Origin of the sequence: Providencia sp. PROV109, from assembly GCF_033681625.1 — a bacterium.
In the GTDB taxonomy this organism is placed as follows: Bacteria; Pseudomonadota; Gammaproteobacteria; order Enterobacterales; family Enterobacteriaceae; genus Providencia; species Providencia hangzhouensis.
On record NZ_CP096320.1, the window covers coordinates 3587514 to 3603973 of the forward strand.

Sequence of the window (16460 nt, forward strand, 5' to 3'; positions counted from 1 at the left end):
TTGGTGCACCTGCGCCGACTTCCCCATATCTTATTTCAACTCACCTTTCTGGTACTTACCAGCGGCTTTAACAAAACCTGCAAACAACGGATGACCATCTCTTGGTGTAGAGGTGAACTCTGGGTGGAACTGACAAGCCACAAACCATGGATGATTAGGGTTTTCAATAATTTCCACCAGCTTATTATCCACTGAACGACCTGCAATTTTTAGGCCCGCATCTTCAATACGTTTCAGTAGTAAATTATTCACCTCATAACGGTGGCGGTGACGTTCAATGATAGTTTCTGAACCATACATTTCACGTACAAGGCTACCATTCACTAAATGACATGGTTGGCCACCAACACGCATTGTTCCACCAAGATCGCTCTCTTCTGAACGTACTTCAAGGTTCCCCTCTTCGTCGCGCCATTCAGTAATCAGCGCAACAACAGGGAATTTACAATCCGCTTTAAATTCTGTTGAGTTTGCATCTGCCATATTGGCAACATTACGTGCAAATTCAATCAATGCGACTTGCATACCCAAACAAATTCCTAAGTAAGGGATCTTGTTTTCACGTGCATATTGAGCGGTCAGAATTTTCCCTTCAACACCACGCTCGCCAAAGCCGCCTGGTACTAAAATAGCATCTAAACCTTTTAGTAACTCAACACCTCGAGTTTCAATATCTTGTGAATCAATTAATTTGATGTTCACAGTTAAACGGTTTTTCAAGCCACCGTGTTTTAATGCTTCAATTACAGATTTATACGCATCTGGTAACTCAACATATTTACCCACCATCCCAATAGTGACTTCACCAGCGGGATTGGCTTCTTCGTAAATAACTTGTTCCCACTCAGCTAAATTAGCTTCTGGCGCATCAATGCGGAAACGGTTACAGATGTATTCATCCAAACCTTGTGATTTCAATAAGGCTGGGATTTTATAAATTGAATCAACGTCTTTGAGAGAAATAACCGCTTTCTCTGGCACATTACAGAACAATGCGATTTTTGCACGTTCATTTGCTGGGATCACTCTGTCTGAACGACAAATCAGCACATCTGGTTGAATACCAATTGACAGTAATTCTTTCACAGAATGTTGAGTTGGCTTAGTTTTTACTTCACCAGCCGCTGCAAGGTATGGCACTAATGTTAAGTGCAAATATAATGTGCGTTCACGGCCAACTTCAGCTGCCATTTGACGAATCGCTTCAAGGAATGGCAATGATTCGATATCACCAACTGTACCACCAACTTCAACCAAAACAACGTCATGGCCTTCACCACCACGGATGATGCGGTCTTTAATTTCATTAGTGATATGAGGGATAACTTGAATTGTAGCGCCTAAATAGTCGCCACGGCGCTCTTTGCGCAGAACTTCAGAGTAAACACGCCCAGTCGTAAAGTTATTACGACGTGTCATTTTAGTACGGATGAAACGCTCATAGTGACCTAAATCTAAGTCAGTTTCAGCGCCGTCTTCTGTAACGAAAACTTCCCCGTGTTGGGTTGGGCTCATAGTGCCTGGATCTACGTTAATGTAGGGATCCAGTTTCATAATAGTCACATTGAGTCCACGGGCTTCGAGTATAGCCGCCAAAGAGGCTGCGGCAATGCCTTTACCCAGTGAGGATACGACCCCGCCGGTCACAAAAATATAATTAGTTTTCATGCTGAACCTGAAAGTTTAGGTTTAAAAGATGATGGATATAACAGGACGGGAAAACAGTATACCCGAACCTTAATTTCGCTACAAATGTTCTAAGCATAATAAGGCTAAATTTCATCAATACTCTAATATTATCAGCAAGTTAAAAGCGAAAAATATTTATCGCTTCAAAATTAGTCTTCTTTATCTATTTTTATAGATTAACACAGTTCAAACACAAAAGCTAAATCCTTTCAGCTCATTGTATGGTGTAAAAAATGCGATTCTGCACTAACTTTGATTTTGAATAACTATTTACTCTAACTCTCCACATTTAACCTTCGAAAACTTCAACCTACATATTATTTTTGAAGCTTTGTTTGGAGCCATTGCATGAGGTGATTTTAGAACAAACCAACCATATCGAACATATCGAATTTTTCTGTAGATGCTTCGTTCTATATATAATTAATGCTCTAGATAGTTCGTGCTACAGCTAGGCGGCAAGAGAAGATATCTCAGGGAGCATACACAAGTATGTGACCTGAGTAGCCGAACGTAGCCAACAACACTGTAGTGCGAAATATGACGAGCAAAGCTAGACGGCAAGAGAAGATATCTCAGGGAGCATACACCAGTTATGTGACCTAAGTAACCGAACGCAGCCAACAACGCTATAGTGCGAAATATGACGAACCATTTTATTCTTGACTCTTAACCTGCTGCCAAAGCCCTTCCATCTCATCAAGTGTAGCACTTTCTGTCGTTTTGCCACTTTCCGCTAGGCTTTTTTCGATTTGACGAAAACGACCTTCAAATTTGTTGCAAGCTTTTTGCAACGCTATTTCAGGTTTATGACCTAAATGGCGAGATAAATTCACTACGGCAAACAATAAATCGCCGATTTCTTCTTCTAGGTGAGTTTGGTCAACAACCACCTGTGTGGCTTCTTCCATCACCTCTTCAAGTTCTTCATGAACCTTACCCACAACAGGGCCTAACGTATCCCAGTCAAAACCGACCGAAGCACAACGCTTTTGAATTTTATAGGCTTTCATTAGTGCTGGGAGCGAATTCGGGATATCATCTAGCACAGAAAACTGCGATTTTTCAGCTCGCTCTTTTGCTTTTCGTTTTTCCCATCCCTCAATCACTTCCGAGCTGCTCAATGTGTTATTTGTATCAAAAATATGTGGGTGACGATGTTCAAGCTTATCGCTCACCGCTTGGCAAATATCATTAAAATCAAACAATGATTTTTCATTCGCCATTTGCGCATAGAAAACCACTTGGAACAATAAGTCGCCCAGCTCACCTTTTAAGTCGTTAAAATCTTCACGTTCTATCGCATCAAGCACTTCATAGGTTTCCTCAAGTGTATAAGGTGCAATAGTTTTAAATGTCTGTACTTTATCCCATGGGCAACCTGTTTGTGGGTCACGCAGCTGTGCCATAATGGATAATAAGCGCTCGATTTCGGGTTTTTCCTGACTCATTGTATTAACCTTTGATTTTCTTTTGTTTCTAATTGTCATCTTTATCTCAAACTTATCAGAAATGACACCTGTTCAACAAATTTTTCAGGAAAAAGCCATTTTCACTCATTAATAACAATTAAAAAACAATTCTAGGTAACTCGGAAAATGTGATTTTTAGAATATATCGGAGCCATTTTCAAAATAGTTTGAGTTGCAGCTAGGCGGCAAGTAAACGAAACCCTAGGAGCATACATCAGTATGTGACTAGGGTGAGAGCACGCAGCCAACAACGCTGCGGCTCAAAATATGAAGAAAATGTAGGAGCATACATCGGTATGTGACTAAGATGAGAGCGCGCAGCCAACAACGCTGCGGTTCAAAATATGGAGAAAACCACTGACAATATAACAGTACTGATTTTCAAAATAGTTTGAGTTGTAGGTAGGCGGCAAGCGAAGATATCTCGGGGAGCATACATAAGTATGTGACCCGAGTAGCTAAGTGTAGCCAACACCCCTACAACTCAAAATATGAAGAAAATCACTGGGAATGGCGTTTTGCCTCAATAACATCCGGCAACTGATTTAATTTTGCTAACACCCGGCTCAGCACCTCAATATTATACAGCTCAATTGTCATATCTATCGTTGCTAATTGCTGCTTCACATCGCTGCGGCTACTGACGCCAAGCACATTAACCTTCTCATTAGCTAATATTGTCGTGATATCACGTAGTAGACCACTACGGTCATTGGCGACAACTCTAACCACGAGAGAATAACCACTGGAATAGTTTTCTCCCCAAACTGCATCTATCACACGTTCTGGCGCATGACTTTGCAGCTCAGCTAATTGTTCGCAATCCGCACTGTGAATAGAAATACCTCGTCCTTTCGTGATAAAACCGACAATTTCATCCCCTGGAATTGGCTGGCAACAACGTGCAATATGGTGCATTAGGTTACCAACCCCTTCAACCACCACTCGACCACTACCATGGGATGGTGCTCTTGGGAGTGAAGACTTACTTTCTAATGTCTTCATTGCCGCGCGGTCTTCTTCTTCTGCGGTGGCTTTGTTAAATTTGCTTTGCAGGAAATTCACTAATTGGTTGATACGAATATCACCACCACCAATTCCGGCTAAAACTTCATCCAATGAGTGAACATTATAGCGCGCGATTAGCAGTTTTTCGGCCTCTCGGAGGCTGATATCAAGCTGCGATAATTCGCTATCTAGAATTTGGCGCCCTGCGAGGATGTTTTTGTCTCTATCTTGTTTACGGAACCAATTTTGGATTTTGGCTCGCCCACGGCTGGTTGTTACATACCCTAAGTTAGGATTTAACCAGTCACGGCTTGGGTTTGGGTGCTTTTGAGTGATAATTTCAATTTGGTCACCCATTTGTAATTGATAGCTAAATGGAACAATACGCCCACCTATTTTTGCACCAATACAACGATGGCCGACATCACTGTGAATGTGATAAGCGAAATCAAGCGGCGTCGAGCCTGCTGGCAAATCTACCACATCCCCTTTTGGGGTAAAAACATACACTCTGTCATCAAACACTTGGCTACGAACTTCATCTAGCATTTCGCCAGAATCTGCCATTTCTTCTTGCCATGCAATCAGCTTACGTAACCACGCAATACGGTTTTCGTAGCTACTTCCTTTGCCAATACCAGTCGCGCCTTCTTTGTATTTCCAATGCGCCGCAACCCCCAGCTCTGCATCTTCATGCATTTGACGGGTACGAATTTGAATTTCAAGTGTTTTGCCGTTTGGCCCTAATACTACTGTATGAATCGATTGATAACCATTAGGCTTTGGATTCGCCACATAGTCATCAAACTCATCAGGAAGGTGGCGAAAATGGGTATGAACAATTCCTAATGCAGCATAACAATCCTGCAAGCGTTCAACGACAATACGCACCGCTCGCACATCAAACAGTTCATCAAATGCCAATGATTTTTTCTGCATTTTACGCCAAATACTGTAAATATGCTTAGGTCGGCCATAGATATCTGCTTGAATATTCTCTTTTAACATGTACTTACGTAAGGTTGTTACGAAAGTATCTATGTACTCTTCACGGTCAATACGACGTTCATGGAGGAGCTTTGCAATTTTCTTATATTCATCGGGATGCAAATAACGAAAACAGAAGTCTTCTAACTCCCATTTTAACTGCCCAATTCCTAGGCGATTTGCTAAAGGAGCATAAATATTTGAACACTCTTTTGCAGCTAAGACGCGCTCATCTTCCGTTGCATCTTTGACTTCACGTAAATGAGCAATTCGTTCCGCTAACTTAATAACAACACAGCGGAAATCCTCTACCATTGACAGTAGCATACGACGAATATTATCGACTTGTGTCGAGCTGGTTTCGCTTGATTGTGTTGCTTTGAGTTGGCGGATCGCATCCATTTCCAGCACGCCTTTAACAAGTTCGTGAATGGATTTGCCAAATTCCTCAATAACTTCTTGTTCTTCTAACTTCCCTTCTTCCACTAAGGGGAAAAGCAAAGCCGCTTGTAAGCTGCCGATATCCATACTTAATGTCGATAGGATCTCGGTCATTTCAATACCGCGCCACAGCAACAGAGGGGCGATTTCTTGTCCGGCTAATTTATCGTGACAATATTGCCAGGTATGGATGAGCTTTTCTTCTGATTGTTTATTGCTCAATCCCAGGCCGTTAACCCACTTTTCTGGGGCAAACTCACCTGCTGGGGTAAGATGCGCACTTCTTACTGCAACCATATATTCTCCCTACCTATTAAACCTCTGGGCGACGGATAAATAACGCCATTGACTCTAAATGGCTAGTTTGCGGAAACATATCTAGCATCCGCAACTGTAATAATTGATAGCCCCCATCGAGTAAAGCTTTGCTATCTCTTGCCAATGTTGTGGGGTTACATGAAACATAGACAATTTTTTCTGGCATCAGTTTAATTAAATGTTCCATAACACCAGCAGCTCCAGCCCTAGCTGGGTCTAATAACACTTTATTAAAGCCATGAACTGCCCAAGGTTGTGTGTGTATCTGGGCTTCTAAGTTTTCATTATAGAATGTCGCATTACAAATAGTATTGAGCTGTGCATTGTTTCGTGCCTGTTCGACTAAATTTTCCACACCCTCAACACCCACAACAGATGTCACTAACCGTGCAATTGGCAATGTAAAGTTACCCATTCCACAAAAAAGATCTAATACCCTATCTTCACTGTTTAGATCTAACCATGCTAAAGCTTGTTCTACCATCTGCTGGTTAACTTGCCCATTCACTTGAATAAAATTTAACGGATTAAATTTTAGTATTTCCCCTGCGACTTGATATTCAGGTTGTGGCGAATTTGGTGACAGAGCCTGTAAGTTTTCATCATTACCCGCTAACCAGATAGACACTCCGTGCTGATTTTCAAAATCGCTTAACTTTTGGGTATCTGATAACGAAAAAGGGGTTAAGTGACGAATCAATACAATTTTACAATTGTCTGCACGAATAAGTTCTACATGGCCCAGTTTCGATTTATTACTGAGCTGGTTAATACATTCAGAAAGTGGTTTTAGTAAGATATCCAAATCAGGGGACAAGATAGGACAATTTTTTATATCAACCAATGTGTTAGATTGAGATTGACGAAACCCCATAACGACATTTTTACTTTTAGGCTGATACTGTAGACCTAATCGAGCTCGACGGCGGTAACCATATGGCTCACCACTAATCACCGTGGGAACGGATATATCTAGCGATGTTTCGCGCTGCATCAAGTAAGCTAAAGCATGAGCTTTGCTTTCTCTTTGCAGTGCAATGTCAACATGTTGCTGTTGGCACCCTCCACATTGGTTAAAATAACGGCACCGTGGTTTTACTCTTTGTGGGCTAGTGCTCAAGCGTTTAGTCACCTTGCCTTTAGCAAAATGTCGCTTCTCTTCCGTCAATTCAATTTGTGCTTCTTCTCCAGGTAATAAACCTGTTACAAAAATGGTTTTCCCTTCGATACGAGCAACACCTTGCCCTGCGGCATCAAGGCTATCAGCTACAACCGTGATTTGACGGCGTGAAGTGGTACGGCGATTAGGAGAGTAAAATTGAGCCATAAAGTAGTCACTACAGAGTATTAAGTTATAAAAATCATGATCGCCGGATTTTCAATTTTAATGCGTTGCTTTTTTCGCTAATTAATTCAGAAAAACGGCCAGTCCCATTATACCTGTTTTTCCTATCATTTGATTGACTACTTTTCCATTTTTATTATGTCATTCAATTATTATATTAGTTACTAACCATAAATTTACGATATTCTTCATAGGCATAGTGGTCTGTCATACCACTAATATAGTCTTGAATCAAACGAGCTCGATAATAAAACTCCAGAATAGATTTATCTGCTTCATTCGTTGCAGAAATTTTCTCAAGTGCTTCCGTGTAAGATAAGCGATGCTTATTAGATAATTTATGGAACAATCTCGTTTCAATGAAAAAGTGTTTGTGGTAATTTTTTTCAACGAGCTCAGCAAAATCCCTTCTATTCATCATTAGTAATGGGCTATAAAAATCTAATAAACCACTGATAATTCGGTAGCCTTGCAACTCTAACTCTTCAACTTCATGATGGTTAAATACATGTTTAAAAGCCACTGTTTTCAATACTTTCAGTAATCTATGTTCTGGGCTTTTATCTTCTAATAAAGCGCTGTTAAAAGTACCATTATAAATTTCAGGCAGATTTTTAATAAACTGCAGTGCACTGTAATGAGACAACTTCCCTGTAATATTCACGCGCAAATACATAAAGAACTGATCTTGCTGAATACGCCTTGTGTGGTTGTCACTGATATTATTGAAAGCTCGCATGACAGTTTGATCGAACAAATCATTTTGTTCAATATCACCCCACTCTGCTTTTAAGTACTCAATCAACTGCTCAACAGTAAAAATGCCTTTTTCCGCGGCATCATCTAAGTCAGCAATACAATATGAAATGTCATCAGCCGCTTCCATAATATAGGACAGAGGGAAACGGCAGTATTTCTCCATATCGAGTTTTTTGGTTAACTCACTGACAAAGTCCACCTCTGACCAATAATAGCCTGGTTTTTTCATCAAATAATCAAACTCAGGGGGAATTGGCTCCAAATCATAAGCTCCACGCGTATATTTTAAGATAGAACCAATTTGTGCATAAGTTAAGTTTAGTTTGAGTAAACGATGCGCCATGCGCAGCCCTTGCGCATTACCTTCAAATGAGCATAAATCCTGCTTTAATTGACGGCGGAATAAGTCTTGCTTTTCATTTCCAGTTAATTGTAATGCCGGTATTTGGCATGGGTCAGGGGAATTGGGTGTATATAAGTAACTTGGCGACAGTAACTTGGTAAACCACCGTTGAATTGCGGCCTCACCAAAGTGCCCAAATGGTGGATTACCGATATCATGCATTAAACAAGCCATTTCGACTAAGCTTTCAAACGCATCACAACGTTCATCTAACCCATAGGGCTCCAGTAATTTTTTCTTTTTTAATTCACCTAAAACCGTTTTACTGATGTAACGGCCAACCTGCTGAACCTCTAGTGAGTGAGTTAATCGGCTACGTACTGCTGCGTTTTGCTCTAAGGGGAAAACTTGTGTTTTTTGTTGTAAGCGGCGAATGGCTGCTGAATTGATAATCCGCCCACGATCACTTTCAAATAAGCGATTAACCGCATCTTCATCTTTAGGTGAAATTTTTTGGTTTTTCGCACTGCTCATGTAGTTACGCTGAAAGTTTAGCTTCTTAACAAAATTAATCTCACCCACTCTGCCACCTTCCCTATTTCGATTGATATTTCATTATATAGCCTAAATACAGGAAAAAACCTTCACGACTCACCTTTCAATGTTACACTTCGTGCATCTTTGTAATTTCGTTGTCAAAATTCGAGTTGTTGCAATTAAAATTGCGAGCCCACTCGAAGAATGCAGCAATAACACAATAAAACATTATCGTCCCTAGTCAAAATATTGACACTATATTGACATTAATAGTGCAAATTGTGCAGGGAAAAGGAGACAAAATGAAAGTTGGAATAATTGGTGCCATGGAACAGGAAGTGGCGATTTTGCGCTCACAAATTGAAAACTGCCAAACTATTAACCGTGCTGGTTGTGAGATTTATACAGGCCAAATTAATGGCGTTGACGTTGCGTTATTGAAATCAGGTATTGGTAAAGTCGCAGCCGCAATCGGTACAACACTATTATTAGAGCATTGCCAACCAGATGTCGTGATTAACACAGGTTCCGCAGGTGGTTTAGACCCTTGTTTAAACGTCGGCGATATCGTGGTTTCTACAGAAGTTCGTTACCATGATGCTGATGTGACCGCATTCGGTTATGAACCCGGCCAAATGGCACAGTGTCCGCCAGCTTTCGTTGCTGATACTAAGTTAATTGAAGTTGCTGAGCAGTGCATTAAGTTATTGGATATGAACGCTGTTCGTGGATTAGTCTGTAGCGGTGATGCTTTTATTAATGGTGCTGAGCCACTGGCGCGCATCAAAGCGATGTTCCCACAAGTTGCGGCAGTAGAAATGGAAGCCACCGCGATTGGTCAAGTATGTCACCAATTTGGCATTCCATTTGTCGTCGTTCGTGCCATTTCAGATGTTGCAGATAAAGAATCCCACACGAGCTTCGATGAGTTTTTACCTGTTGCTGCCCGTCAATCTTCCCTGATGATCACAGCAATTTTAGCTAAACTCGCTTAATCATTTGCAAAAAAGGTATAACCATTTGTTAGTTATACCTTTTAATTAATTCTACGATGAATTTTGTTATGAAACGAATTACGCATTATTTTTCCCTTACTATCACCTTATTATGTGCTTTATTGGTGGCCTTTTCTGCTCTAGGAGCAACAAAGCAGCGCGTTATTAGTTTATCACCGGCCAATACTGAACTTGCTTATGCAGCAGGGCTTGGAGATAGCTTAATTGCGGTCAGTGCTTACTCCGATTACCCAGAGCAAGCAAAAAAATTAGAACAAGTCTCTGATTGGCAAGGTTTAAATGTAGAACGTATTATCGCACTTAAACCTGATTTAATCCTCGCATGGCGAGGAGGTAACCCCCAGCGGCCTCTTGATCAACTCGCAGGCCTCGGTATCCCAATTATTTATTTCGATCCTCAAACTATTGATGATGTCATCAACTCAGTGATTGAATTAGCACAATACAGCCCAACCCCAGAGATAGCACAACAAAATGTTGAAAAAATGCGCTCTAGGCTCGCTCCTTATCAAAAAGAAAAAATTTCTAATAAAAAATCAAAGAAAGTGTTCATTCAACTCGGTACTCAGCCTTTATTTAGCGCAGGTAACCACACGCTGCAAAATGATGTCGTAGAGTTTTGTGGTAGTGAAAATATTTTTGCTAATAGCGCAGTTCAATGGCCTCAAGTCAGTCGTGAGCAGGTGCTCACTCGCAAGCCAGATGTAATTATTATGACTGGTTCAGCCGAACAGGAAAAAACAGTGAAAAAATTTTGGCACTCACAGCTCAATGTCCCAATTATCCGATTAAATGAAGATTGGTTTCACCGAGCAGGCCCAAGGATTGTTAATGCGACAGAACAACTGTGCGAGCAGTTAAACGCATTATCTGATTGAGAATTACAAATTACAAATTACAAATTACAAATTACAAATTACAAATTACAAATTACAAATTACAAATTACAAATTACAAATTACAAATTACAAAAATTTTCTAAATAGTTCGAGTTGTGGCAAGGCGGCAAATGAAGATATCTCGGGGAGCATACATTAGTATGTGACCCGAGTAACTGAATGAAGCCAACACCGCCACAACTCGAAATATGACGAAAATTAGACGCTGAAAGACGAACCACACCCACAAGTAGACTTAGCATTCGGATTGGTCACAATAAAGCGCGAACCTTCTAAGCCTTCAGTATAATCAACACTTCCACCCACTAAATATTGTAGGCTCATTGGGTCTACGACAAGAGCAACACCTTGTTTCTCGATTGTCATATCGCCTTCATTGATCTGGTCATCAAATGTGAAACCATATTGGAAACCGCTGCATCCGCCACCAGTGATATAAACACGCAGACGCAGGTTTGGGTTGTCCTCATCAGAGACCAGATCTTTAACTTTAATTGCTGCCGCATCAGTAAATTGCAAAGGCAGAGCTGCATCATCACTCATTTTTTACTCCAAACCGGTGACCGGTAAATTCATGTGTAGGCTAAAACCTACTCAGATCAATTAACCTAATTATCCGCCACTTGACTAAATGGTTCAAGTGTTGTTACGCAATTAGACACATTGTGCATATCTTCGTATCAACATTTGGTTTAATTGGTGTGGTGCTTTAGAATGAGAGCAATTTTTTTCTTAGCCTCTTTCTGGAGCCCTGCGATGTCACAATCTGAAAAACTTTACGCACAAGCAAAAGAACAAATTCCTGGTGGTGTAAACTCCCCTGTTCGTGCTTTTAATGGTGTTGGTGGAACCCCATTATTTATTGAAAAAGCGGATGGCGCTTATATTTATGACGTTGATGGTAAAGCCTATGTAGATTATGTTGGCTCATGGGGACCAATGGTTTTAGGCCATAACCATCCTGAGATCCGTGATGCCGTGATCAAAGCGGTTCATAAAGGATTAAGTTTTGGTGCTCCGACTGCCGCTGAAGTTGAAATGGCTGAATTAGTTTGTGAACTAGTCCCCTCTATGGATATGGTACGCATGGTAAATTCAGGCACTGAGGCGACCATGAGCGCAATTCGCCTAGCTCGGGGTTACACAGGCCGTGACAAAATCATCAAATTTGAAGGCTGCTATCATGGCCATGCAGATTGCTTATTAGTCAAAGCGGGTTCTGGTGCGCTTACTATGGGCGAACCAAACTCTCCTGGCGTTCCTGAAGATTTTGTCAAACACACATTAACTTGTACCTATAATGACCTGTCTTCAGTCCGCCAAGCATTTGAAAATTATCCAGAAGATATTGCATGTGTCATTGTTGAACCTGTTGCTGGAAATATGAATTGCGTACCACCAACAGCTGAATTTTTACCCGGTTTACGTGCATTATGTGATGAATTCCATGCCGTACTCATCATTGATGAAGTCATGACAGGCTTTCGCGTCGCATTAGGTGGAGCACAAGATTACTACGATGTTCAGCCTGATTTAACCTGTTTAGGTAAAATCATCGGTGGTGGTATGCCTGTTGGTGCCTTCGGTGGCCGCCTTGAAATTATGGAAAAACTAGCACCAATTGGGCCTGTTTACCAAGCAGGGACCTTATCTGGTAACCCTGTCGCGATGGCTGCTGGCCTCGCTTGCTTAAAAGAAGTCTCTCAGCCGGGAGTCCACTCACGTTTAAATGAATTAACAGAAAAGTTAGCTCGTGGTTTAAAACGTGTTTCCGCAGAGCAAGGTATCCCGATGGTTATCAATCACGTCGGTGGCATGTTTGGTATTTTCTTCACCGACGCCCCAACCGTAACTTGCTACCAAGATGTGATGAAATGCGACGTTGAGCGCTTTAAGAAATTTTTCCATTACATGTTAGAGCAAGGTATTTACCTCGCGCCTTCTGCATTTGAAGCTGGCTTTATGTCTATCGCCCACAGCGATGAAGACATTGAGAAAACTATCAAAGCCACAGAAACTGCATTGATGAAAATTAAAGAGAATTAATTCACATTGATGTTATAGAGGTGAAATTTTATCCATTTTCACCTCTATTTTTTTATAGTTAAGATATAGTTAAGAATAGATAACTCTAGGTTCGACACCACAATTCCCTAACTAATTAGTATTCAAATAATTAGCCTTTCAAATAAGCAATTCGCCAACTAATTAATTCTCTAAATAGTTCGAGTTGTGGCAAGGCGGCAAATAAGGAAATCCCTAGGAGCATACACAAGTATGTGACTAGGGTTGACGAATGAAGCCAACACAGTCACAACTTGAAATATGACGAAAAAAACCTTACACCACAATTCCCTAACTATTTAGCATTCAAATAATTAGCCTTTCAAATAAGCAATTCACCAACTAATTAATTCTCTAAATAGTTCGAGTTGTGGCAAGGCGGCAAATAAGGAAATCCCTAGGGGCATACACAAGTATGTGACTAGGGTTGACGAATGAAGCCAACACAGTCACAACTTGAAATATGACGAGAAGAGCCTTACACCACAATTCCCTAACTAATTAGTATTCAAATAATTAGTCTTTCAAATAAGCAATTCACCAACTAATTAATTCTCTAAATAGTTCGAGTTGTGGCAAGGCGGCAAATAAGGAAATCCCTAGGAGCATACACAAGTATGTGACTAGGGTTGACGAATGAAGCCAACGCAGTCACAACTTGAAATATGACGAAAAAAACCTTACACCACAATTCCCTAACTATTTAGCATTCAAATAATTAGCCTTTCAAATAAGCAATTCACTAACTAATTAATTCTCTAAATAGTTCGAGTTGTGGCAAGGCGGCAAATAAGGAAATCCCTAGGAGCATACACAAGTATGTGACTAGGGTTGACGAATGAAGCCAACGCAGTCACAACTTGAAATATGACGAGAATTTAGGGGTTATTGCCAAACATATCCTTAACCCAATCCGGCGCATCATCTTGTTGCTCGCCATTATTACCATTTAAGTCCCAGACCGGGGCTTGCTCTTCTGACGCTTGGCATAACCCTTCTGGGTTATCTGTCCAAATCGGCAACATTCTACCGCCGCCGAAGTTTGAGCAACTTAATTGGCCGTCAGCAGTGACTTGCATATCAACAATGCCCTCTGGTGCACGGTTGATAAGTGCTAATGGCGCTTGGTTATCTAAGTAGCGTTGGTACACTTTCAGTGCGCCTGTCGCCCCTGTTAATTGTGTTGGACCGTTATTATCACGGCCAACCCACACAATCGCCACTTCTTTGCCATCAATACCTGCATACCAGCTATCGCGTAGATCGTTAGTTGTCCCTGTTTTACCGGCTAAATTATACTTGGCGTATTTGGTCAATAAGACTCTGCCCGTACCTTGTTTAACCACTTGCTGCATACCATACAATGTGAGGTATGCAGCTTGGGAAGGTACTGCTCGCTCTGCTGATGGGTAGCTTTGGTAAATTTCATTGCCATCTCCATCAATAACAGAACGCAATGCAGATAATTTCGCACGATTACCGTCACCACCAATGGTTTGATAAACTTGAGCAACTTCCGCTGGTGTTAGGTTAACTGCACCTAATAACATCGCAGGAACTTTTTCCATAGCAGCCGCGGGAGCTCCTAAGCGTACAAAAGTATTAAACACTTGGTCTAAACCAACCTCTAGCCCTAAGTTTACCGTTGGGATATTTTGTGATTTTGCCAAAGCGTCAACTAACATCATACGGCCGTTGAAATTACGGCTGTAGTTTCTTGGGCTCCAGTTTTGATTCCCGACTTTTACTGTTAGTGGCTCATCTTTTAACCATGTATTTAAACGAAAACGGTCCGGTTCACTTAGTGCAGCGAGGTATACCGGAGGTTTTGCCAGAGAACCAATGCTACGCCGTGCATTTAACGCACGGTTAAACCCTGAATATTGGGGTTGAGAACCACCAACCATAGCGCGTACTTCGCCATTAATGCGGTCAACTACCACCATTGCCCCTTCTATGTCATCTAATTTACGAGATTTACGTAAATCAGCGACACCATTCTCAACTGCATTTTCAGCCGCAGTTTGAGCCACAGGGTCTAGAGTGGTAAAAATTTTCGCACCAGAGAGTTCTTTAACTTTATCGCCCAATTTTTCATTGAGTTCTAAACGAACCATTTGCATAAAGGCAGGTTGAGAAGCCACTAGCCCTTCTTTATTTTTCACACCGAGAGGCCTTGCGCTCAGTACCTGATACATTTCTTGGTCAATCACACCGCGTGTTTCCAAGATTTTCAGTACGATATTACGGCGTTTAATCGCATTTTGTGGCTTAGTCCAAGGGTTATACGTTGATGCCCCTTGCACCATACCGACTAATAACGCCTGTTGATCAAAACTTAGTTCATTGATTGGACGACCAAAGTAATACAAGCTCGCTAATGGGAAACCACGAATTTCATCATTACCATTTTGGCCTAAAAAGACCTCGTTTAAATACAGCTCTAAAATGCGCTCTTTGCTGTAGTTATAGTCCAATAAAACCGCCATGTACGCTTCATTGGCTTTACGTTTTAATGTCCGTTCATTGGTCAAAAAGAGATTTTTGACTAACTGCTGAGTTAAGGTACTTCCCCCTTGAACAGAGCGTCCTGCACTTAAGTTAGCAACAACAGCACGGCCAATAGAGTACAAACTGACACCATCGTGCTCATAAAAGTTTCGATCTTCGGTTTCTAGTAAGATTTTAACTAAGGACTCAGGGAAATCAGATATCGGTAAAACTAACCGTTGCTCATTATTCGCCGACTGCATCATCGTGATCAGTTTCGGGTCCAAGCGGAAAAAGCCAAATGAGCGGCCGTTTTCCATATTTTCAATTTTGCTCAACGCGTTATTATCAAACACCATACGCGCGAGTATTTGCCCTTCTTTTTGATCAGGGAAATTGAACGGTCGGCGTAAGATTTCGATACTATTACCGCGTACTACAAATTCGCCCGATGTCGTTATTTTACTCACTTTACGGTATTGCATACCTTCAAGCAGGCGAACCATTTCAGCCTGGCTGTAGTCCATGCCCGGTTCAAGATTAACCATCCGGCCGTATACTGCGGCGGGTAAATCCCAAACCTTACCATCGAGACGTTCTTTAATTTGTTGGTTTAAATAAAAACCATATGCCGCGAGTAAAACAGCAAATACGATCATCAGTTTGACTAGCAGCCAAAACCAACGCCATTTACTTTTTACCTTCCGAGACTTGTTCTTTTTTGAGCCTTTTTTAGCCATTTGCTCTTCTTCATCTTCATCATCGAGATATTGTTCATCAATATCATCATCTTCAAATAAATCTTCATCGTCATAGTCATCGCGGTCTCTACGGCGGCGAGATGAAGACTGTTTTTTCCCAGCAGTTTTTTTATTACGTCTGCCGATCGGTTCAAAATCTTTACCTGACATGGTCACTCCATATCACATGACAAAATAACTTAATAACTCACTAGTTACGCCAGTTTAGTGGTTAATTTTGGCTCATAACCTCAGAGATTTCACCAAAGAAAGCTCTTAATTACATTTCCTTACTCAGGTTAACGCATCGATAGCCTGAATGAGGAAACCCGCTATTAGAGCACAAAAATAG

The 16460-nt window shown here is 41.2% G+C and carries 10 protein-coding genes; 3 read left to right on the top strand and 7 right to left on the bottom strand.

The window, feature by feature from the left end:
* Positions 1-30: 30 nt before the first annotated feature.
* From pyrG to dgt, 5 genes are all read right to left on the bottom strand, one after another.
* Positions 31-1668 (bottom strand): glutamine hydrolyzing CTP synthase, encoded by a 1638-nt coding sequence (pyrG, locus tag M1F25_RS16640; protein WP_004260455.1) that lies wholly within the window; start codon positions 1666-1668, stop codon positions 31-33.
* 677 nt (positions 1669-2345) lie between these two features.
* Positions 2346-3140, bottom strand: a complete 795-nt coding sequence (gene mazG / locus M1F25_RS16645) for a nucleoside triphosphate pyrophosphohydrolase (protein WP_036958289.1) — start codon at positions 3138-3140, stop codon at positions 2346-2348.
* 522 nt (positions 3141-3662) lie between these two features.
* A complete protein-coding gene (relA, locus tag M1F25_RS16650; RefSeq protein WP_094960957.1) occupies positions 3663-5894 on the bottom strand; it encodes a GTP diphosphokinase in 2232 nt (743 codons plus the stop codon).
* A gap of 16 nt (positions 5895-5910) precedes the next feature.
* Complete coding sequence (gene rlmD, locus M1F25_RS16655) at positions 5911-7242, bottom strand: 23S rRNA (uracil(1939)-C(5))-methyltransferase RlmD (RefSeq protein WP_180312412.1); 1332 nt, start codon at positions 7240-7242, stop codon at positions 5911-5913.
* 175 nt (positions 7243-7417) lie between these two features.
* The gene (gene dgt, locus M1F25_RS16660) at positions 7418-8944 is read right to left on the bottom strand and encodes a dGTPase (RefSeq protein WP_094960955.1); all 1527 of its coding nucleotides are present in this window, start codon (positions 8942-8944) and stop codon (positions 7418-7420) included.
* 257 nt (positions 8945-9201) lie between these two features.
* On the opposite strand from dgt, the gene mtnN reads away from it, so the two are divergent.
* Positions 9202-9894 (top strand): 5'-methylthioadenosine/S-adenosylhomocysteine nucleosidase, encoded by a 693-nt coding sequence (gene mtnN / locus M1F25_RS16665; protein ID WP_181488487.1) that lies wholly within the window; start codon positions 9202-9204, stop codon positions 9892-9894.
* 68 nt (positions 9895-9962) lie between these two features.
* Positions 9963-10793, top strand: coding sequence for a vitamin B12 ABC transporter substrate-binding protein BtuF (gene btuF, locus M1F25_RS16670; RefSeq protein WP_227528908.1), 831 nt, complete (start codon positions 9963-9965; stop codon positions 10791-10793).
* Between the two features lie 219 nt (positions 10794-11012).
* On the opposite strand, the gene erpA is transcribed toward btuF, so the two are convergent.
* A complete protein-coding gene (gene erpA, locus M1F25_RS16675) occupies positions 11013-11357 on the bottom strand; it encodes an iron-sulfur cluster insertion protein ErpA (RefSeq protein WP_004260480.1) in 345 nt (114 codons plus the stop codon).
* Positions 11358-11570: 213 nt separating this feature from the next.
* Between erpA and hemL the strand changes: the two genes are divergently transcribed.
* On the top strand, positions 11571-12860 hold the full coding sequence (gene hemL / locus M1F25_RS16680; protein WP_181489711.1) for a glutamate-1-semialdehyde 2,1-aminomutase: 1290 nt from the start codon (positions 11571-11573) through the stop codon (positions 12858-12860).
* An 896-nt stretch (positions 12861-13756) separates the two neighbouring features.
* On the opposite strand, the gene mrcB is transcribed toward hemL, so the two are convergent.
* Positions 13757-16279 (bottom strand): bifunctional glycosyl transferase/transpeptidase, encoded by a 2523-nt coding sequence (gene mrcB / locus M1F25_RS16685; protein WP_181488489.1) that lies wholly within the window; start codon positions 16277-16279, stop codon positions 13757-13759.
* Between the last annotated feature and the right edge of the window lie 181 nt (positions 16280-16460).

What these genes read in the sequence shown, in the direction of transcription:
- mazG (WP_036958289.1), bottom strand. Translation starts at nt 3,140, where the DNA reads ATGAGTCAGGAAAAACCCGAAATCGAGCGCTTATTATCCATTATGGCA.
- relA (WP_094960957.1), bottom strand. Translation starts at nt 5,894, where the DNA reads ATGGTTGCAGTAAGAAGTGCGCATCTTACCCCAGCAGGTGAGTTTGCC.
- mtnN (WP_181488487.1), top strand. Translation starts at nt 9,202, where the DNA reads ATGAAAGTTGGAATAATTGGTGCCATGGAACAGGAAGTGGCGATTTTG.
- mrcB (WP_181488489.1), bottom strand. Translation starts at nt 16,279, where the DNA reads ATGTCAGGTAAAGATTTTGAACCGATCGGCAGACGTAATAAAAAAACT.
- rlmD (WP_180312412.1), bottom strand. Translation starts at nt 7,242, where the DNA reads ATGGCTCAATTTTACTCTCCTAATCGCCGTACCACTTCACGCCGTCAA.
- btuF (WP_227528908.1), top strand. Translation starts at nt 9,963, where the DNA reads ATGAAACGAATTACGCATTATTTTTCCCTTACTATCACCTTATTATGT.
- hemL (WP_181489711.1), top strand. Translation starts at nt 11,571, where the DNA reads ATGTCACAATCTGAAAAACTTTACGCACAAGCAAAAGAACAAATTCCT.
- erpA (WP_004260480.1), bottom strand. Translation starts at nt 11,357, where the DNA reads ATGAGTGATGATGCAGCTCTGCCTTTGCAATTTACTGATGCGGCAGCA.
- pyrG (WP_004260455.1), bottom strand. Translation starts at nt 1,668, where the DNA reads ATGAAAACTAATTATATTTTTGTGACCGGCGGGGTCGTATCCTCACTG.